This is a genomic window from Clostridium sp. 1001283B150210_160208_E6, assembly GCF_015669365.1.
Lineage (GTDB): Bacteria > Bacillota > Clostridia > Clostridiales > Clostridiaceae > Clostridium > Clostridium paraputrificum.
This window is the reverse complement of record NZ_JADPAA010000002.1, coordinates 311,057-330,831: the sequence shown is the minus strand read 5'-3', so window position 1 is coordinate 330,831 and position 19,775 is coordinate 311,057. Positions and strand designations below refer to the sequence as shown.

General features: G+C 28.5%; 17 protein-coding genes. 13 read left to right on the top strand and 4 right to left on the bottom strand.

Annotation, left to right across the window (positions count from 1 at the left end):
* Positions 1–30: 30 nt before the first annotated feature.
* Positions 31–1,656: an aspartate 4-decarboxylase gene (gene aspD, locus I4V16_RS04305; protein ID WP_195966538.1), complete on the bottom strand. Its 1,626-nt coding sequence runs from the start codon at positions 1,654–1,656 to the stop codon at positions 31–33.
* A gap of 226 nt (positions 1,657–1,882) precedes the next feature.
* Between aspD and I4V16_RS04300 the strand changes: the two genes are divergently transcribed.
* From I4V16_RS04300 to I4V16_RS04290, 3 genes are all read left to right on the top strand, one after another.
* Positions 1,883–2,047, top strand: a complete 165-nt coding sequence (locus I4V16_RS04300) for a hypothetical protein (RefSeq protein WP_195542195.1) — start codon at positions 1,883–1,885, stop codon at positions 2,045–2,047.
* Positions 2,048–2,120: 73 nt separating this feature from the next.
* Complete coding sequence (locus I4V16_RS04295) at positions 2,121–3,644, top strand: YfcC family protein (protein ID WP_195573242.1); 1,524 nt, start codon at positions 2,121–2,123, stop codon at positions 3,642–3,644.
* Positions 3,645–3,733: 89 nt separating this feature from the next.
* Complete coding sequence (locus I4V16_RS04290; protein ID WP_195573244.1) at positions 3,734–4,825, top strand: ribose-phosphate pyrophosphokinase; 1,092 nt, start codon at positions 3,734–3,736, stop codon at positions 4,823–4,825.
* A 50-nt stretch (positions 4,826–4,875) separates the two neighbouring features.
* On the opposite strand, the gene chbG is transcribed toward I4V16_RS04290, so the two are convergent.
* A complete protein-coding gene (chbG, locus tag I4V16_RS04285) occupies positions 4,876–5,613 on the bottom strand; it encodes a chitin disaccharide deacetylase (protein ID WP_195573246.1) in 738 nt (245 codons plus the stop codon).
* 313 nt (positions 5,614–5,926) lie between these two features.
* Between chbG and I4V16_RS04280 the strand changes: the two genes are divergently transcribed.
* The 3 genes from I4V16_RS04280 to lexA all read left to right on the top strand — a co-directional run bounded on the left by I4V16_RS04280 (position 5,927) and on the right by lexA (position 9,078).
* Positions 5,927–6,658, top strand: a complete 732-nt coding sequence (locus I4V16_RS04280) for a hypothetical protein (RefSeq protein WP_195966537.1) — start codon at positions 5,927–5,929, stop codon at positions 6,656–6,658.
* A 52-nt stretch (positions 6,659–6,710) separates the two neighbouring features.
* Positions 6,711–7,583 carry a potassium channel family protein gene (locus I4V16_RS17635; protein WP_049180219.1) on the top strand — a complete coding sequence of 291 codons (873 nt, stop codon included), beginning with the start codon at positions 6,711–6,713 and terminating at the stop codon, positions 7,581–7,583.
* 85 nt (positions 7,584–7,668) lie between these two features.
* Entirely contained in the window at positions 7,669–9,078 is a 1,410-nt protein-coding gene (gene lexA / locus I4V16_RS04270; protein WP_195966536.1) for a transcriptional repressor LexA, read from the top strand.
* Between the two features lie 91 nt (positions 9,079–9,169).
* On the opposite strand, the gene I4V16_RS04265 is transcribed toward lexA, so the two are convergent.
* On the bottom strand, positions 9,170–10,075 hold the full coding sequence (locus I4V16_RS04265; RefSeq protein ID WP_195573250.1) for a Gfo/Idh/MocA family oxidoreductase: 906 nt from the start codon (positions 10,073–10,075) through the stop codon (positions 9,170–9,172).
* 159 nt (positions 10,076–10,234) lie between these two features.
* Between I4V16_RS04265 and I4V16_RS04260 the strand changes: the two genes are divergently transcribed.
* Positions 10,235–10,879, top strand: coding sequence for a phosphatase PAP2 family protein (locus I4V16_RS04260; protein WP_049180225.1), 645 nt, complete (start codon positions 10,235–10,237; stop codon positions 10,877–10,879).
* 64 nt (positions 10,880–10,943) lie between these two features.
* Here I4V16_RS04260 and I4V16_RS04255 read toward each other — a convergent pair whose 3' ends face one another.
* On the bottom strand, positions 10,944–11,192 hold the full coding sequence (locus I4V16_RS04255) for a hypothetical protein (RefSeq protein WP_049180226.1): 249 nt from the start codon (positions 11,190–11,192) through the stop codon (positions 10,944–10,946).
* A 96-nt stretch (positions 11,193–11,288) separates the two neighbouring features.
* Here I4V16_RS04255 and I4V16_RS04250 point away from each other — a divergent pair, with 96 nt between their 5' ends.
* The 6 genes from I4V16_RS04250 to I4V16_RS04225 all read left to right on the top strand — a co-directional run bounded on the left by I4V16_RS04250 (position 11,289) and on the right by I4V16_RS04225 (position 19,707).
* Positions 11,289–11,963 carry a Crp/Fnr family transcriptional regulator gene (locus I4V16_RS04250; protein WP_207745407.1) on the top strand — a complete coding sequence of 225 codons (675 nt, stop codon included), beginning with the start codon at positions 11,289–11,291 and terminating at the stop codon, positions 11,961–11,963.
* 215 nt (positions 11,964–12,178) lie between these two features.
* The gene (gene hcp / locus I4V16_RS04245; protein WP_049180229.1) at positions 12,179–14,086 is read left to right on the top strand and encodes a hydroxylamine reductase; all 1,908 of its coding nucleotides are present in this window, start codon (positions 12,179–12,181) and stop codon (positions 14,084–14,086) included.
* Between the two features lie 247 nt (positions 14,087–14,333).
* Complete coding sequence (locus tag I4V16_RS04240) at positions 14,334–16,061, top strand: S8 family peptidase (RefSeq protein WP_195573254.1); 1,728 nt, start codon at positions 14,334–14,336, stop codon at positions 16,059–16,061.
* Entirely contained in the window at positions 16,058–17,818 is a 1,761-nt protein-coding gene (locus I4V16_RS04235) for a S8 family peptidase (protein ID WP_195573256.1), read from the top strand. The genes I4V16_RS04240 and I4V16_RS04235 overlap by 4 nt, the downstream gene beginning before the upstream one ends.
* A 94-nt stretch (positions 17,819–17,912) precedes the next feature.
* Positions 17,913–19,064: a sensor histidine kinase gene (locus I4V16_RS04230; protein ID WP_195573258.1), complete on the top strand. Its 1,152-nt coding sequence runs from the start codon at positions 17,913–17,915 to the stop codon at positions 19,062–19,064.
* Position 19,065: 1 nt separating this feature from the next.
* Complete coding sequence (locus tag I4V16_RS04225; protein WP_049180235.1) at positions 19,066–19,707, top strand: response regulator transcription factor; 642 nt, start codon at positions 19,066–19,068, stop codon at positions 19,705–19,707.
* Positions 19,708–19,775 lie beyond the last annotated feature (68 nt).

The window sequence follows — 19,775 nt, the reverse complement described above, 5'->3', positions numbered from 1 at the left end:
AAAAAACTCAAGCGTAATGCTTGAGTTTATTTACATAGATAATTCAAGTTTATTTTTCCATTCATAAGATAAATCATCAATCATATTTTTAAGGGATTTACCTATAATAAAATAAGAATCATCTCTTAAGTTTGCTAAGGATACTCTTAGTGACCATTGGGATGATGCAAATCCATCCCCATTAAGTAATATTATTGAGTAATTATTAGCAAGGTTATAAATCATATCTAAAGGTTTGAAGTTTTTCTCTATATATCTACTAAAATCTTCCCCATACTTACATTTTGCTAAATCAAGCAGATTAATTTCAGTATAGTATGCAGCATCATGGGGGTGATTTTTTATTTCTATTTCTAAACCATCAAATAATAATCTCTTACGATTTTTACATATATCCTTAGTTAGTTTTTTATATTTATCTTCCTTATCCATTAAGGCAAAGGCACAGAAGAATGCCATTTGTACTTGTTGAGGGGTAGAAAGTCCTGCTGTATGATTAAGAGCAACTTGTCTACTATCTGCCACCATTCTATCCATAAAGGAAAGATTTTCAGGCTTTAATGAAAGATGTTTATATCTTTCATGTAGTCTTTCTTTAGTTTCTTTAGGAAGTTCTTTAATTAACTTATTAAATATGTTATCTTGGTTTAGCATAATAGCTCCAAGTCTCCAACCAGTAACCCCAAAGTATTTAGATAAAGAATATACTGCTAATGTATTATAAGGAATATCTACTATTAATGATGAAAAATTGTCAACAAAGGTACAATAAACATCATCAGTTATAATCATTAAGTTTGGATTATGATTTTCTACTATAGTTTTTAAGTTATCTTTACACTCCTTGCTTAGAGCAATAGATGCAGGATTATTTGGATTAACTACAAAGACTACCTTTATGTTTTTATCCTTAAGCTTTTCTAGTTCTTCCTTAGGATATTGCCATGTAGGATTTCCCTCATTATCTACTTCATTTGCATGAATGTTAATAACATCAAAATTATAGTGAGGTAAATGTGGAATCTCTAAATAAGGAGTAAATATAGGTGTCATTAAAGCTATTTTATCACCAGGATTTAAAAGGGAATTAGCTACTAATGAATCAAATATATAGCACATTGCTGCAGTTCCACCTTCAACACTAAATACATCAAAAGGTGTATTAAATTCTTTATTTGTACATAACTCCTTCATTAAATAGTCATGAACAATCTTCTCAATATGTATTAAAATTCTATCTGGAAAAGGGTAGTTATCTCCAATTATTCCATCAGTTAATTCAAATACCCAATCATCTTCTTTAAAACCTAAGGTATTTATTCCATAATTAATTATTTCATTTAATAATTCTATTCCAGGTAAACTGTGATTTTCACTGATAAACTCTGTTAGTCTTTGGTATATTCCATTCTTTTGTATCATTCCTGCAAGATCTTCTTTTTGCCAAGTTCTTTGTGTTTCTTTTACTGCAAATTGCCCAAAGGTAAAGAAGGCTTGTCTAGGAGTTGAGGCTGTCCAATTAGGATTTCCCCTACCAGCATCTAGTATATTTTTATTATTTTCTTTAGCAAGGGATATAAGTTTATCTTTTAGTTCAAAAGGACTAATCTTTCCGTAAATTTTTGATAGTTCTTCTTTAGTAATTTGTTTATTCAATGTTGTTTCTCCTTTGTAAAAAACTACTATGGTACAATATTTTATAATAAAATTACTGTAAATTGTAGATTATAATCATTCTTTTACATTTTAATAAATATATAGGGAGATATTATAATTCTATTAAAAAATATAAAGAAAAACTGAACTTTAATATATATTTAATAGTGAATACTTGTTTTGATAATGTAGAAAATAAAAGAAAAAATAATATGGAGGAAGTAGGATGAAAAAGTGTTTATATTGCAATAAGAGATTGAAGGAAGATTACTTTTCTAACAAAATAGGAAACTTTTGCTCAGAGGATCATTTTGATGAGTATTTAAAAAGCTTATCAAAAGAGGAATATGTAGCACTTCAACATTCATTTTGTGTATGTAGTGATGACTAACAGGTTCATAAATATGAACCTGTTTTTTTGTACATAATATATGTGAATATTAAACAAAAGAAAAGGTGATTTTATGAAAAGGAAAAAGAAGTTTTCGTTTCCAACAGCATATACAGTTATATTGGCTGTAATGCTAATTGTTCTTTTATTAACATACGTAATACCTTCAGGAAAGTACAGTACCTTAAGTTATGTTATGGAGGGTGGAAAATTTGTAGTTGAGGATCCTTTTGGGGGACAGGTGGAGTTAGAAGGTACACAAAAGACCTTAGATGAGCTTGGGATAAAAATTAATATAGGAATGTTTAAGGATGGATCAATAACAAAGCCAGTAGCTATTCCTGGGAGTTATAAGGGGATAGAAAAAGAAAATAAATCTATAATTAATGGGATAGTATCATTTTTTAAAGCTCCAGTTGAAGGGTTATATGACTCTATAGACATTATTACATTTGTTTTAGTTATAGGAGGTATTGTAGGGGTAGTAAATAAGTCTGGGGCATTTACAGCAGGTATTAATAGTCTTTCAAAAATATTAAAGGGAAAAGAAAAGTGGTTAATTGTTCTTATTACAATTCTAATAGGTATTGGGGGTACAACTTTTGGATTAGCAGAGGAGATAATAGCTTTTTACCCAATAGTTATACCAGTTTTTTTAGCATCAGGATACGATGCTTTAGTAGCTATTGCGGCTGTATATTTAGGCTCAGCAATGGGGTCTATGGCTTCTACAGTAAATCCTTTTGCAACAGTAATAGCATCAAATACAGCAGGAATAAATTTTACAGATGGAATATTTGTAAGGATTTCTTTACTTGTTTTAGGATTATTAACATGTATTATATATGTAATTAGGTATGCAGAAAAGGTAAAGAAGGACCCAAGTAAATCACTAATATATAGCCAGAAGGAAGAAATAGATAAACAATATTTGATTAGTAGCAAAGAAGATACTCCTAAATTTACCTTCGGTAGAAAGGCCATGCTTATAATATTTGTATTATCTTTTGGAATTATGATTTATGGAGTAAAGGAACTTGGCTGGTGGTTCCAAGAGATGACTGCTTTATTTTTAGGTGTAACTTTTATTATGTATTTATTTGCGGGATTAAAAGAAAAAGAGTTTGTAAATGAATTTGTAGTAGGAGCTTCAGATTTATTAGGTGTAGCATTAATCATTGGATTAGCACGTGGAGTAACTATAATTATGGAAAAGGGAATGATTAGTGATACCATTCTATTTTATTTAAGTAAAGGGATTTCTGGTATGAGTGGGGTGGTATTCTCAACTGTAATTTTCTTTGTTTATATTATTTTAGGATTTTTTATAGCTTCTTCATCAGGACTCGCAGTATTATCTATACCAATAATGGCACCTCTTGCAGATATTGTGGGAGTAAATAGGGATATAATTGTTTCAGCCTATGAATTTGGGCAAGGATTAATGGGATTTATAACCCCTACAGGGTTAATATTAGCTTCTCTGGCCATGGTTAATATAACCTATGATAAATGGTTGAAATTTATACTACCATTAATGATAATGATTGGGGTATTAGCTATTGTAGTATTGGGATTTGGAGTTATTGTAGGATAATTTGTCAAAATTTCGTACATAATTATTTCCATTACAGCATTTTTTGATATATAATATATTTGGGATTTAAATGAAAAGGAGAGAAATCAATGAGTGAATTGAATCATGATCTTGGCATAATAGCACTAAAAAGCTGTGTCGAACTAGGAGATGCTGTAAATAAATTTATACAAGAAGAGAGAGATAACAAAGACTCTTATATCATACCTTTAAATGAAGTAAGATTTGCTAATGGTGAAGGTAAAGTTAAGATATCTGAAACTGTAAGAGGTAAAGATATTTATATTTTATGTGATATCGGAAACTATAGTTGTACATATAAAATGTTTGGATTTGAGCATAACATGGGACCAGACGAACATTTCCAAGATATCAAGAGAACTGTTGCTGCAATAAGAGGTAAGGCTGCAAGAATAACAGTAATCATGCCATTACTTTATGAATCAAGACAACATAGAAGAAAAGGAAGAGAATCTTTAGATTGTGCTTTAGCACTTCAAGAGCTTGAAAGATTAGGGGTAGATGAAATAATCACATTTGACGTTCATGACCCTAATATTCAAAATGCAGTACCTTTATTATCATTTGAAAACTTCTATCCTACATATGATATAGTTAAAACACTTGTATCACAAGAAAAAGATTTAGAATTAGATAAAGAGAAGTTACTAGTTATAAGTCCTGATACAGGAGCCATGGATAGAGCAATTTATTATTCAAGTGTATTAGGTGTAGATGTAGGTTTATTTTATAAGAGAAGAGACCATTCAACTGTTATAAATGGAAAGAATCCAATAGTTCAACATGAATATATGGGAAGAGACGTTGCAGGAAAAGACGTATTAATAGTTGATGATATGATAGCTTCAGGAGAATCTGTTCTTGACATAGCTAGAGAATTAAAGAAGAGAAATGCTAGAAATGTATATGTAGCTGCTACATTTGCTTTCTTTACAGAAGGTTTAGAGAAGTTCAATAAGTACTATCAAGATGGTACTATATCAAAGATTTATTCAACTAACTTAACATATATACCAGAACAATTACTAGAAGCTAAGTGGTTTGAAAGAGTAGATATGTCAGAATTCTTAGCTAGAATAGTAAATAGATTACATAGTGGTAAGTCTATAGCTAAATATATGGATGCTACACAAGTAATTCATAATTTACTTAGAGAGTAATAGTAATTAACAAACAAAAAAACTGCCTTAGGGCAGTTTTTTTATGTTTCTTATAAATCTTTATAAGAAATCAATTCTATATTATCATTATTTTTTATGTATTCTTTTATTTCATTGCTTGTAAGAATTTCTAGTTCAAAAGCTCTTTTGGTATTATAGCTACTATTTCTAAGAATAGTTGAATCAACATAAGCTGGATGACTCATTAGCTCCATATAGTCCTTATCTAAATTATTTTCAAGAATTGAAATTAGATTTTCTAAAGATACACCTTCATTATAAAAGTCACAGTTAAAGTTTTTAGAGTGTTTTATATTATTTTCATCAAGTTTATCTTCCCAAACTTTATCCATTCCTCTTACAGGAATATTTAGTTCTTTAGCGATTTCCATAGCAACTTGGTATTGTTCATTAGTTACAGCGTAGTGAAAATCTATATGAACTGGAGTAAATCCTGTTGATAAGAATTTATCTACTTGAGCTCTATATTCCTTTCTTATTTCTTCAATATTGGCAGTTTCAATTTTAGCCATATCTCTATCAAAGATACCATCCTTGTTTACTATTTCCTTAAGACCTGTAGAGATTGGGCTACCAACAGTCATAACTAAATGGATTCCCACCTTTAATTCACTGTTATTTTTCATTAATTCAATAGCGTGATTAAATCCAGGCATATTTACCATTAATGAGGTAGATGTCATAACCCCATTTTTAAAACATTCTAAAATACCTAAATTTTGTCCAATACTATAACCAAAGTCATCCCCGTTTACAATAAGTCTCATATATAAGTCCCCCTAAATGATATTTGTATAAATAGAGTATCATAAGATTATATATACTGTAAACATATACATGATTGTTAAATGTGGGATAATTTATATTTATCCCACAAAAATCTTGAGAGTAGTAGATGTTGGAGAAACTAATTGGGAAATATTAATATATTTTATTATTAATGAAGTTAAATTTAAATCTATAATACATATTATTCTATACTAAATAATATGTTACATAATCTTATTCAAATTTTATAAATGCTTTTTTATTTAATGGAAATTATATTATTAAAGAGTATAAACAATAGGAGGATAATATATGAGAAAATTTTTAAAAGACTATATTGATGCTATAAAAGAGTTACCTATTAAAAGCAAATATTCAAAAGAAGAATTGTTAATAAATGATTTCTTAATCCAAAAAGAAGGAAAGGTTGAAATATACTATGCTCCTCATAATGAGTATATAAACCCAAAGGCCAAGGTATTTATTGTAGGAATAACACCAGGATTTCAACAGATGAATGCAGCAATTGTAGAAGCAAGAAAAGGAATAGAAAAGGGAGTATCTATAGAAGAAATAAGTTATAATTGCAAGGTGGCAGCTAGATTTAGTGGGAGTCTAAGAAATAATATAATAAGTATGTTAGATGGAATATATTTAAATGATGCATTAGGAATAAATAGTTGCAGTGAGCTTTTTAAAGATAAAGACTATCTTCTACATACAATTTCCCTTATACCTTATTCAGTTTTTGTAGATGGTAAGAATTATACAGGGCACACCCCAAAGATTCTAAAAACTCCAATTCTTATGAACTATATAGAGAATATTTTTTTAGATGAATTATCAAATTTAGGTAAGATTTTAATTATTCCACTAGGAAAAGCTGTAGAAGAGGTGTTAGATAAATTTATAAAAGAAGGAAGAATAGATGAAAAATATGTTTTAAAAGGATTCCCTCATCCTTCTGGTGCAAATGGGAATAGAAAAAAGCAATATGAAGATAACAAAGAAAAGATGATAAAACATATAAAAGAAATATTTTAAGGCATCCCCACATATTATATCATGTGTAACTTTGCACATGGAGGTGAGGCATGTGATTGTAATAATTACTATATTAACAATAATTATATTTATTTTAACAGCTTTTGATAATGTGGATAGGACTAAAGAATATTTAAAGTATGGAATTAAGAGAATTAATCTTACTTATAAAAGTCTATGGACTGAGGGGGATTTCCTTGTAAGGATAACTCAAGGTGGAATGATAATTATTACAGAAATATTTAATTTACTTTCCATATATAACGTTGTATTAAAGTATGTTAAATTACATTTTTCAATAGAAGTAGATGTGATTTTTAAAACTACTATTATTATAGTAGGAGTTATAATTGTGCATTATTTAATGGGATATATACTTTTATTAAGTTCTAACCTTCATAGGTATATGAGTATGGGAGTGGATAAAAGTATAAAGGGAGACTTTTTACTTACCTATTTTATAATATCCTCTTATGTGATGATACTTATAGTTTTTCCAAATGAATTAAATAAATATACTTTATCTGGTGCATTGGGAATTATAATAAGCTACTTTTTGAATATGAAGTTGTTACTAAAAATAATGAGAAATCCAAGGTATATAAAGTTCGATAGAAAAGATAGAGGTGGATTTTTTCAAGTATTTATTGCAGCAATGTCCATAGTTACCATGATAGTTATAAACCTATTTTTAGGGGTTTCTTTAACTAATATAATAGATAAAGGAGCTTTTTCTTCAAATCCTAATAATTTTGATTTGTTTTACTATACTATAGTAACATTCACAACAATAGGGTTTGGGGATATAAGCCCTGTATCTAACTTGGCTAAATTTATGGCTATAGTAATATCTGTTACAAGTATTATTTGTTTAACTATTTTCTTAGGAAGTATTTTTTCTTTAAGGGAAAGAAGAGAAAGATAAGTTGAAGGTGAAAATAATTTTGAAAAGATAATCATTTTCCTTTATTATATAAATATAAGATTTTTTTTAGAAGAGGACAGAATATATGAAATTACTTAAGATACAAAATAAATTTATAGAGGGCAAACCTTGCAAAAATAGTATAGTTAAAGGAAGAAGCAATACAGGAAAAACTGAAGCGTTTTTACATAGAATATTAAATTTAGTTAATAATTTTGCCTTTGAAAAAGAGGATAAAATTTTATTTGTTCAAAAGGAAAAAGGCTTATTAGATAAAATAAAAAGCAGATTTAATAAAGTTAAACTTGATAACAATTATAAATATATATCCTTATTATCATCAAATGTGGAGCCTGAGTTTATTACTTTAAATGAGCTTATATTAAGGTATTCCAATGGTTCTATTTTAGCAAAGCAAAATGAGAGATTAGATATCCTTAAAGAAGGGATAAAAATAGGGTGCTTTAAAAGATGCAATAAATTAAATAATGATAATTTATATTTAATTTTAAATGAAATAAAGTATATGAAGAATAATAATATAAAGAAGGCTGAAGAGTTTATGACTTTAATGGGAGGACCATTAAAGCTAAGAAAGAATTCTCCATCAAGGGCAGAAATGTTCATTCTATATAGTTACTATAATAGAACTCTTAAAGAAAAGGGATTAGTGGATGAAGAGGATAGAATAAGATTAGCTATTGAAAATATAAATAAGGAAGATAGTGGATATGTTCATCTTTTTATAGATAATGTAGAGGGACTATCTAAATTAGAGTTAGAATTTTTATTAGCTTTATATAAGGACAAGTCTTATGGAACAATTACCTTAGGAATTGACGTAGATAAGGGAGAAAATATTTATTCTGAACTTGTAAAGAAAGGAAGAGTTTACGCTAAAAAGGTATTTGGTAATAATAAAAAGATATACAATTTTAAAGTGGATGTAGTAGAAAAAAATAATAAACAAGTAATTAATGAAGAGTTTAATATAAAAGAAAAATACAAGTTTTTTGATTTAAAACATAGAAGAAACTTTGATTTTTCTATTGAAAATACAGGTTTTGAGGAAAAGGTCTTAGGAGAGTTAGATGAAAAGTACTCAGATGATGAATTAGAACAAATTCCTGTTTTCAACAATATAGCAGCAGGGGAGCCAATTCTTATATCTCCAGAGCAACAAGATACTTTCACTTTACCTAAGTATTGGGTTAAGGGTGGAAACAAGAAGTTTATATTAAAAGTAAAGGGAAACTCTATGATAAAGGCCAACATAAATGATGGTGACCTTGTTGTAATTGAGCAAACCCAAGCTCCTATGAATGGAGATATAGTAGCTGTAAATATAGAAGGAAGTGCAACATTAAAAACATTAAGTTTAACTAAGACTACAATAACATTGTTACCAGAAAATGATGATTATGAGCCTATAGTTGTTACACCAGATGAAGAGTTTTATATTTTAGGAAAAGCAATTGGTGTAATAAGAAAATAATAATGAGGTTTATATATGGTTTTAGCTTGTGTGGGATAGGGAAGAGTGTATATTAACCTTGTTAAAGATAATTAAAAGTAAAATCCCTAGATTAATTTCTAGGGATTTCTTTTAATATTTTTTCGCAAAGTTTATGTGTAATTATTGAATCTTCTAGCATATCATAATTGAGATTCTTAGTTTTAACATCATCAATAAATGATGAAATAATTGAATTAAAACCTCTTTTGTTAAGAGTGTTTTCCCAGTCCCCAAATTCTTTTATTGAGGTACTATTGTTTTCTAGAAGAGTTGTATGAGTTAAATTTCGAACAATGGCTTTTTTACCAGGAGCCATATATTCAACTATTTCTTCGGTAATTCCATTTATTCTATTCATTATACCAATAGCTGTAGTTTTAGAATTAGATAGTTTTAAAGTAATGCTTTGTAATAAATTATCCTCTATTCTTGCATCTACAGTAAAATTATCATAAGCTCCATTCATTAAAAATCTTAGGGTATCTACAACGTGAATAAAATCATCATATACAAAAATTCTTGGCTGTCCAGGTAAATTTACTCGATTCTTTTGGATTAGCACTATATTTGCTTCCCCTAAATTTTTCAATGAACTTATCATAGGAGCAAAACGTCTATTAAAACCTACCTTAAGTATTAAATTGTTTTTTATAGCTAAATCCTTTAATTCTAAAGCTTGATCTAAGTTATAGCTTATAGGTTTATCTACGTAAACATGGATTCCACTAGATAAAAGCTTTTTACAAAGATCATAGTGTGAGTCTGTAGAGCTGTGAATAAAAGCGCACTCTATTCCTTCATTAATTAAATCATCTACACTAGAAACTGCCTTATTTATTTTATATTTTGATTTAGTTTCTTGTAATGTAGTGGTATTTCTTGTACACAATACAATTTCTAAATCATCCATTAATGTTATAAGTGGAAGATAGGCTTTTTTGCATATGTCACCTATTCCAATAATCCCAACTTTCATAAATCCTCCTAAATTTGAATGTTTAATTAAATTTTATCAGATATACATAACTAAGGAAATATTAATATAAAATTAAGATAATAAATTTGGACAAGGTGGTATAATTAGTAGTGGTAAAAGGATGAATTATTATGTTTATTTTAAGAGGAGAGATAATATATGATTATAGATATAGCCAAAAGATTTATAAAAGATAGAAAAGCTATATTTTTAGTAATAGCATATCTAATTACTATAATAGGTTATGAACTTGTAAATGGATTAAATATACCAAGTGTATCTTTAGCAACAACGTTGGATAGTAAAATACCTCTTATTAAGTATTTTGTAATTCCGTACTATATGTGGTATGCACTTGTTTTGTTTTCGTTTATATATATTTATGCGAAAAATAATGAGGAATTTTATAAGTTTGCTAAGTGTATAGTGTTAACTATGTTATCAGCTCTAGTAATATTTATATTTTTTCAAACTAGTGTAAGCCGCCCAATTATTGTTGGGGATGATGTATTTTCAAACATGATAAGAAATATATATGCAAATGATAGACCGGTGAATTGTTGTCCAAGCCTTCATGTAGCCTTGGCATTAATTTGTAGTATATGGGTTTGTAGAGTTTCAGAAAATAAAATTTTAAAATCAACAGTAATTATTGTAGGATATTTAATTATTTTATCTACATTATTTATTAAACAACATGTAATTATGGATGTTGTAGTTGCATTTGTCCAAGTTCTTATTTTAAGAAATATAGTAGATAGAAATTCATATATTGAATATGAGGAAGCTTTAAAAATAAGATAAAGATAAATATAAAGATGAGGATAAGCTCCTCATCTTTTTTATGTATAGGATAATAATTTTCTTTTTAGTAGTTAATACCAGCTGATTTAACGTTATTTTTATCGTTTTGTCCACATGGTGTAACACCGTATGTCATGTTACAATGAACACATTTATCTACTAAAGTTTTCATTGTAAATGTATTGCCGCATGAGCAATCTATTTTATAAAGATATCTTAAAGGAAAATTATCTTTACCCTTACTTCTTACTAAATCAACGATGGCTTTTCCATCATTACCATTATTAGCTTTTGTTAAACATCCACAACCCATTTCAAATTCCTCCTTTGTTTTATATAATGATATTATAAAGGAAAATTTTAAAATTGTCTTTATTAAAAAAGAATAATTATTTATAGGAGTGATATATTGAATATAGATTTACTTGAGAAGAATGAATTTTTTATTGGATTAAAAGCAGAAGAAATAGGGAAAATATTAGAATCTGTTAAATATTCCTTTGAAGAGTATAAAAGAGGTAGTGTAATTGCAAACGAGGAGGAAGATTGTAGTAGCATAGGATTAATTTTAGAGGGAATTATAGAAATACAAAGAATTTATCCAAGTGGTAACAGTATAATTGTAAAGAGGTTAAAGTGTGGTGATGTCTTTGGAGAAGCTCTAGTTTTTTCAAAAGAGAGTACATATCCAGCTACAATTATATCTACAACCGATAGTAAAATTTTATTTGTTAATAAAAATGAAATATTAAGATTATGTTTAAGAGAAGAAAAAATACTAGAGAACTTTGTATCATTACTAAGTGATAAAGTTTTTATGTTAAATAATAAAGTAAAAAGTTTAGCATTTAAAAGTGTAAGAGAAAAGGTAATAAATTTTATATTGGAATTACAAAAAAGTCAGCAAAATGATCTTGTTAAATTAAAGAGCAGTAAAGAGGATATAGCATCATATTTAGGAATTCCAAGACCATCACTTTCAAGAGAATTAATAAAATTAAGAGAAGATAAATTAATAGAATTTGATCGGTCATCAATAAATATATTGAATTTAGAGGCATTAGAAGAGGAACTCTTTAAATAAAAAAAGTAGGTAGATATTTATTTTGATTGTTCCGTCGCAAGCTCCAAGTCACATCAAAACAAATATCCACTCCACTCATACTAAAGGTAAGGAAAATATAAAATTATTTTCTTATATATTAAAAAATGAGTTTGTAACGTTTGTTACAGACTCATTTTTTATTTCAATGTATTATTAACTCAGATAATAAATACACAAGTAAAGGAGATAAGAATATGAATCAAAATATGTTCTGTATGCAATGTCAAGAAACAGCTCAAAATAAAGGATGTACAAAAGTTGGGGTGTGTGGTAAAAGCGCTGATTTAGCTAATATGCAAGATTTATTAATATATGTAACAAAAGGTTTATCAGAAGTTACAACAAGATTACGTAAAGAAGGAAAAGAAGTATCTAAGGATATAAATCATTATGTAACTTTAAATTTATTTACAACAATTACAAATGCAAATTTTGATGATGAAGTATTTTATGAAAGAGTAAAAGAAACACTTTTAAAGAAAAATGAATTATTAGAGAAGCTTTCAAATAAAGAAGGATTATCTGAAGTAGCAACTTGGGATGTAAAAGAAAATGAAAATAATGGATTTTTAAACACACTTAAAAATATAGTTTTAGGAAACAATGATGGTAAAGAAGTAAATGCAATGTTAAAGGAAAAAGCAGAATCTGAAGAAGTTGGTGTGTTAGCAACTAAGGATGAAGATGTTCGTTCTTTAAGAGAATTAATAACTTACGGATTAAAAGGTTTATCTGCATATTCTAAGCATGCAAATGCATTAGGATATGATAATGAAGAAATAGATGCATTTATGCAAGAAACATTATCAAAATTATTAGATGATTCCTTAACAGTAGATGATTTAGTAGCATTAACATTAGAAACAGGTAAGGTAGGCGTTGATGGTATGGCATTACTTGATAAGGCTAATACATCTACTTATGGAAATCCAGAAATTACAAAGGTTAATATAGGTGTTGGTAAAAATCCAGGTATATTAGTATCTGGTCACGATTTAGCAGATATTGAACAGCTATTAATTCAAACAGAAGGTACAGGAGTTGATGTTTATACCCACTCAGAAATGTTACCAGCACACTACTATCCACAATTAAAGAAATACTCTCATTTAGTAGGTAACTATGGTAACGCTTGGTGGAAGCAAAAAGAAGAATTCGAAAGCTTCAATGGACCAATCTTAATGACAACAAACTGTATAGTAACACCAAAAGACTCATACAAAGATAAGATGTTTACAACAGGTGCAGCAGGATTCCCAGGATGTAAACACATCGAAGGTGAAGCTGGATCTAAGAAAGATTTCTCTGAAATTATTGAATTAGCAAAAACATGTGCAGCTCCAACAGAAATCGAAACAGGTGAAATCATAGGTGGATTTGCTCATGAACAGGTATTTGCACTTGCTGACACTGTAGTAGAAGCAGTAAAATCAGGAGCAATTAAGAAATTCGTAGTTATGGCTGGTTGTGACGGTAGAGCTTCTAAGAGAAACTACTATACTGATTTTGCAAAATCACTTCCGATGGACACAGTTATTTTAACTGCAGGTTGTGCAAAATATAAATACAACAAATTAAACTTAGGAGATATTGGTGGTATTCCAAGAGTATTAGATGCTGGTCAATGTAATGATTCCTACTCATTAGCATTAATTGCTCTTAAGTTAAAAGAAGTATTTGGACTAGCTGATATTAATGAATTACCAATTATCTATAATATAGCTTGGTATGAACAAAAGGCTGTAATTGTATTACTATCATTATTATATCTTGGAGTAAAAGAAATTCACTTAGGACCAACATTACCTGCATTCCTTTCTCCAAATGTAGCAAATGTATTAGTTGAGAATTTTGGAATTGGTGGAATTTCAACAGTAGAGGAAGATATGAATATGTTCTTCCCTGAAAGTAAAGAAAGTACTGAAATTACAAAGGATACAATTATTGCTGATATATTAAAAATAAACCCAAATGCAGAAAGTGTATTAATGTCTGCAGGAATGCATTGCCTTGGATGTCCAGCTTCTCAAGGAGAAACATTACAAGAGGCTTGTATGGTTCATGGATTAGATATAGAAGAGTTATTAATTAAATTAAAATAGTATATTAGATAAAAAAGAGTTGTTATAAAAACTATTATGAGTTTTGTAACAGCTCTTTCTTTTGTATAGAATAATAGAATTTCTTAATTAATATACTTGTAATGGTTGTGCGTGATAATCCGAAAAAATATTTAGTTAGTAAAGGGGGATAAATATAAGAGTTAATTATTATAACCCATACTTAGATGAAAATACTGAGGGGTACTTAGTAGAATATAGAGGAAAATTTAAAGATCAAATAGATAAAGTGGATTATGCAGATGGTAATACCATTACTGATACTTTGGCTGTAGTGTCTGTAAATGAGGTAGATATAGAAAGATTAAAGTTAGATGTTCCAGCTATTATTTATATAGAAGTAAGAAGCCCTTATGTATTGCAGGACATTTCGCCAGAATCAATTGATGAAATAAGTTCAATTAAAGTAAATCCTTATTTGAATTTAGATGGCACTGGAGTTTTAGTTGGGATGATAGACTCAGGTATTGATTATTTAAACCCAGAATTTATTAGAGAGGATGGTACCTCTAGAATAGAAGTTATATGGGATCAGACAGTTCAAGTTGAAAACTCAAATTATTATGTAGGAACAGAATTTTCCAATAATGATATAAACAAAGCAATTCAAAGAAGTAGAAATGGAGAAAACCCATATGATATTGTTCCAAGTAAGGACGAAAATGGGCATGGAACTAAGATGGCTGGGATAATCGGTGCAAGAGGGTATAAGAGCGAAATAAGGGGGATAGCTAATAATTCTAATTATGCAGTAGTAAAATTAATACCTTCTCCTAATTTTGAGAAACAATTAAGAGAGAATGGAGTACCTGTAGTTCCTGTTTACAATTCTGGTGAGGTGTTATCTGGAATTGAGTTTTTAAATGCATATGCTCTAAAGGTAAGGAAACCAATAGTGATATTTATAGGAGTTGGAACTACTATAGGGGCCCATAATGCTAACAATATTATATCTAGGTATTTAACGAATATATCAGATAGAAGAGGTATAGTAATTGTAGCAGGAACAGGAAATGAAGGAGGTAGTGAGGGTCATTATTCAGATATCATTAAATACACAGGAGAAGAAAATAAAATAGAATTAAATATAGCAAAAGAAATGAAGTATTTTACTATGTTAGTTTGGGTATCAAGACCTAGCAAAATGGCTATCAATGTTATATCGCCATCTGGTGAGGAATCTAAATATATAAGTTCTCAAGTTAATAAAGAGAAAATGGTAAGATATATACTTATAAATACATCACTTAGAGTTAATTATTATGATCCTGATATATATACTGGAAATCAGGTTATAATGCTTAGGTTTGATAATATAAAAAAGGGAATATGGACTATTAGATTAAGAGGCGATTATGTTTTAAATTGTTCATTTCATATTTGGTTGTATCCAAGCAAACTATTGCCACAAGGAACAAAGTTTTTAAAACCAAATCCATATAATACATTAACAATTCCATCTACTGCTGTAAATGTGGTAACCGTAGCTTATTATAATAGTAATAATGATACCTCAGTGGCGGAATCAGGAAGAGGATATAATGTTGATGGATCAATTAATCCTGATATTACAACAGGGGGAGTAAATATATTAACTACAACACCAGGAGGTAATATACAAGCAGTAAGCGGTAGTTCGGTTGCTACAGCAATTGTTGCAGGTGTATGTTCATTAATGCTTCAATGGGGTATAGTAGATAAAAATGATATTCAGATGTTCTCAACTAAAGTAAGAAGTTACTTGATTTATGGAGCCAATAGAAAGAATAATGACACTTATCCTAATAGAGAAAATGGTTTTGGATATTTAAATATAAAAAATACATTTGAATTTATTGGGGGAGTATATAGGTTAGAGAGTGGTAGTAGACAAGGGAAGAATAGACAACAAATCATTGTGGTAATGGATAAAGGCATATATGACACTTTTGAAAAGAGAGGAGATTTGTTTAGTTGAAAAAATCTGATGATATTCCGGAGTTTGTTTATACAAGCGGTGATTATAATAAATATTTAATTCAATATGAAGGAGATATTGAATCTGAAATAAAAGGTGTGCCGGATTTATATGTAAGTAAAATTAATGATAAATATGCTATTCTTACAGTTAAAAATACTGAAATAGGAATTAGCAATGAATTTAAATATATTAAAAATTTAATAATAAGAAATAATGGTAATTTTGATAGTATATCATTTTTCAAAATTCTTGATCCCTATACCTTGCAAGAAATTACTCCATTAGTGGCAACAGATTTTGAATATATTCAAGGTAGTGATTCTATTAACTTAAAAGGAGAAGGGGTTATTGTTAGTATTATTGATACAGGAATAGATTATCTAAATAACACCTTTATGGATGAAACTGGAAAAACTAGAATTGAGTTTATTTGGGATCAAGGAGTAAATACAAAAGAAAATGAAAATAATAATATTCCTTATGGAACTATATATACATCAGATGATATTAATAGAGCAATTAATGCATATAGGAGTGGAGATAATCCATATGATATAGTTCCGAGTAGAGATGAAGTTGGACACGGAACTCATATGGCATCATTAGTTGGAGGAATGGATTATAATGCGAATCAAATATATGGAATAGCTTCGAAATGTAGGTATGGGATAATAAAGTTGAATGAAGATACAGCTCTTAAAAAAAAATTTGATATTAAGGTGCCAGTTTATAATTTGACTACAATATTTCCTTCTTTAGAATATTTAAAGGATTATGTGCTAACTAATTCTAAGCCAATGGTTATTTTGTTACCTATTGAAAGTAATTTTGGTAATCATAGAGGCAATTCTATATTAGACAAATATATAAAGACTATTTCTAGTAATGTTGGGATAGTAATAGTTACTGGAACAGGAAATGAAGGAGATGCTGGAGGTCATTCATTATCTGTTATTGAGAATGTAGGAGATAGTGAAGTTATTGAGCTTAATATAGCAGAGGAAGATAAAAATATAATATTAGATATATGGGCTAATGTTCCAGATATAGTTAATGTAAATATAATATCACCTTCAGGGGAGGAATCAGGTGTTTTAAGTACTTCTGGAAGTATAGAATTTGCTGAAGAGCTTTCATTTGTGTTAGAGGAAACTCATATTCTTTATACAGAATTTGTCCCAGAAGTTTTTACTGGAGATCAGATGATAAGAATAGCTATGAATAATATAAAACCTGGAATATGGAAATTCAGAACTACATTAGAAAAGGGAAAAAATTCTACCATAAATGCATGGATTCCTCAAAGAGTCTTAATAAACTCAAAAACAAGATTTTTAAATAGTGATATATATGGAACAATAACGATACCAGGAGATTCTACTGAAACTATTACTGCTGCAGGTTATGATCAAGATAATTTTAATTTATTAGGTTATTCTGGTGTTGCCTTTAGAGATGACTTTATTGATAGGATTGATATAGCTGCAGGAAGTAAAAATGCAATGGCAATGGGGGTAAATAATAAAATAAATATTATAAATGGTACAAGCGTTGCAGCAGCTATAGCAGCCAGTACTTGTGCTTTATTGATGGAGTGGGGAATAGTTAGAAAAAATTATCCATATATGTCTACTCAAAGTATAAAAACTTTTATTGCTAGAGGAACACAAAAAAGAAAAGGAGATATATACCCTAATGCACAATGGGGGTACGGAATTTTAAATTTATATGATATATTTAGTAATATTAATTAATATGAAGAAGCTATATTTCGTAGTTTCTTCTTTTCTTATTTTATAAAACTATAGTATTATATAGGTAAAACATATATATAGTATGGAGAATTTTATGAATAAGAGTAAAGAGTTATTATGTGTAAGATATATAGTATTTATATTTTTAATTTATCAGTTGTTTTGTGAAAGTGGCAATTCTAGCTTGTTTAGCTTGATTTTTATTTTACTAATTATTATCAATAATAATCTTAGAGTATTTTTTATTGAAAATGAAAAAATAAAAATTATATCCATAGCACTAGAGTTTATACTAATTCCTATTGCTCAATTGAATTTTGGAGGCTGGATACTTTTTTACTTAATAGGTGCAATAATTGATGTATTTACATTAAAAAATAGATATATTAAGAAGGGCTTTATTATAGTTTCTGCACTAATAGGAATTACAGAAAAATTTAATAAATCCTATGAAAGTGGTATGGTTAATTTATTTATTTTAGGAGTGTTTATTATACTTTTAAATTATATTGAACGTCTTTATTCAACAAAGCTAGAAGCACAAAAGCTTTATGACAAATTGAGAGTATCAGAAGAAAAGTTGATTGAAGCAAATCAGGAATTAGAAGTATATGTACAATCTATTGAAGAAATAACCCTATTAAAAGAAAGAAATAGGATATCTAGAGAAATACATGATAGTGTAGGACATGCATTATCTACAGCTATGATACAATTATCTGCTATGGAGGCTATTGGGAAAAAAGAAGAAAGTAGTCTTGGGGAAATGGCAGGAAACTTAAGAGAATTTATAAATGAAAGTTTTCAAGATGTTAAAAAAGCTGTTAAAGAATTGAAGCCAGATGAATATGATAACTATCAAGGAGTCTTAAGAATACAAGAAGTTTGTAAAAACTTTAAGAAGATGTCTGGTGTAGATGTTAAGGTTATAGTTTCTAAAGGAGAATGGAATCTATCTACAAAGCAAGTGAGTAACTTATATAGAATAACACAAGAAGTTTTATCTAATGCCTTAAGGCATGGGAAGGCTACTGTAGTAAATATAATTATGAATTTTACTGAAGATGATTTTGTAATATCTTTTAAAGATAATGGCGAAGGAACTGATAAAATTCAAGAAACTGGAGTTGGCTTAAAGAGTATAAAAGAAAGAGTTAATGAAATGAATGGATTAGTAGATATTAAATCATCTATAAATAATGGATTCTTTGTAAAAATTACAATTCCTAAGGAAAAGGAGATATAGGATGGAAAAAATAAAACTTTTAATAGTAGATGATGAAAAGTTAATTAGAGATGGACTTAAGATAATGCTTTCTACTTTTGAGGATATTGAAGTTGTAGATACTTGTGAAAATGGGTTTAAGGCCTTAGATATATGTAAATCAAAAGAAATTGATATAGTACTTATGGATATAAGAATGAAAGATTGCGATGGAGTAATGGGGACAAGACTTATTAAGGAGCAGTTTAATAAGATAAAGGTTATTATACTTACAACATTTAAAGATAAGGAATATATAGATGAAGCTCTTAAATATGGTGCTTTTGGATATATGTTAAAAGATAGTTCTTATGATGTTATTTATGAAGGAGTAAAGACTGCCTATAAGGGGAACATGGTAGTTCATCCAGATGTGGCATCTCAAATGATATTAAAATCCCCAATAATAAAGAATAAAGATATAGAAAGGTATTGCCTTTCTGAAAAGGAAATAAATATTATTGAAGGAATAGCAAGGGGATTAAGCAATAAAGAAATAGCAGAGGAATTATTTTTATCAGAAGGAACAATAAAAAATAATATAACAAATATATTATCTAAACTAGAGTTAAGAGATAGAACTCAAATTGCTATATTTGCATTTAAAACTGGAATAATGACTTAAGTCATTTAGGTAGTGACTTTTATATATGGATAAAACCTCCTGAATTTTCTATTATGGTATTAGGAAAT

Excerpts from the sequence above, each read along its gene's own strand:
- I4V16_RS04300 (WP_195542195.1), top strand. The coding sequence starts at position 1,883 with ATGAAAAAGTGTTTATATTGCAATAAGAGATTGAAGGAAGATTACTTT.
- I4V16_RS04295 (WP_195573242.1), top strand. The coding sequence starts at position 2,121 with ATGAAAAGGAAAAAGAAGTTTTCGTTTCCAACAGCATATACAGTTATA.
- I4V16_RS04290 (WP_195573244.1), top strand. The coding sequence starts at position 3,734 with ATGAGTGAATTGAATCATGATCTTGGCATAATAGCACTAAAAAGCTGT.
- chbG (WP_195573246.1), bottom strand. The coding sequence starts at position 5,613 with ATGAGACTTATTGTAAACGGGGATGACTTTGGTTATAGTATTGGACAA.
- I4V16_RS04280 (WP_195966537.1), top strand. The coding sequence starts at position 5,927 with ATGAGAAAATTTTTAAAAGACTATATTGATGCTATAAAAGAGTTACCT.
- lexA (WP_195966536.1), top strand. The coding sequence starts at position 7,669 with ATGAAATTACTTAAGATACAAAATAAATTTATAGAGGGCAAACCTTGC.
- I4V16_RS04265 (WP_195573250.1), bottom strand. The coding sequence starts at position 10,075 with ATGAAAGTTGGGATTATTGGAATAGGTGACATATGCAAAAAAGCCTAT.
- I4V16_RS04260 (WP_049180225.1), top strand. The coding sequence starts at position 10,235 with ATGATTATAGATATAGCCAAAAGATTTATAAAAGATAGAAAAGCTATA.
- I4V16_RS04255 (WP_049180226.1), bottom strand. The coding sequence starts at position 11,192 with ATGGGTTGTGGATGTTTAACAAAAGCTAATAATGGTAATGATGGAAAA.
- hcp (WP_049180229.1), top strand. The coding sequence starts at position 12,179 with ATGAATCAAAATATGTTCTGTATGCAATGTCAAGAAACAGCTCAAAAT.
- I4V16_RS04230 (WP_195573258.1), top strand. The coding sequence starts at position 17,913 with ATGAATAAGAGTAAAGAGTTATTATGTGTAAGATATATAGTATTTATA.
- I4V16_RS04225 (WP_049180235.1), top strand. The coding sequence starts at position 19,066 with ATGGAAAAAATAAAACTTTTAATAGTAGATGATGAAAAGTTAATTAGA.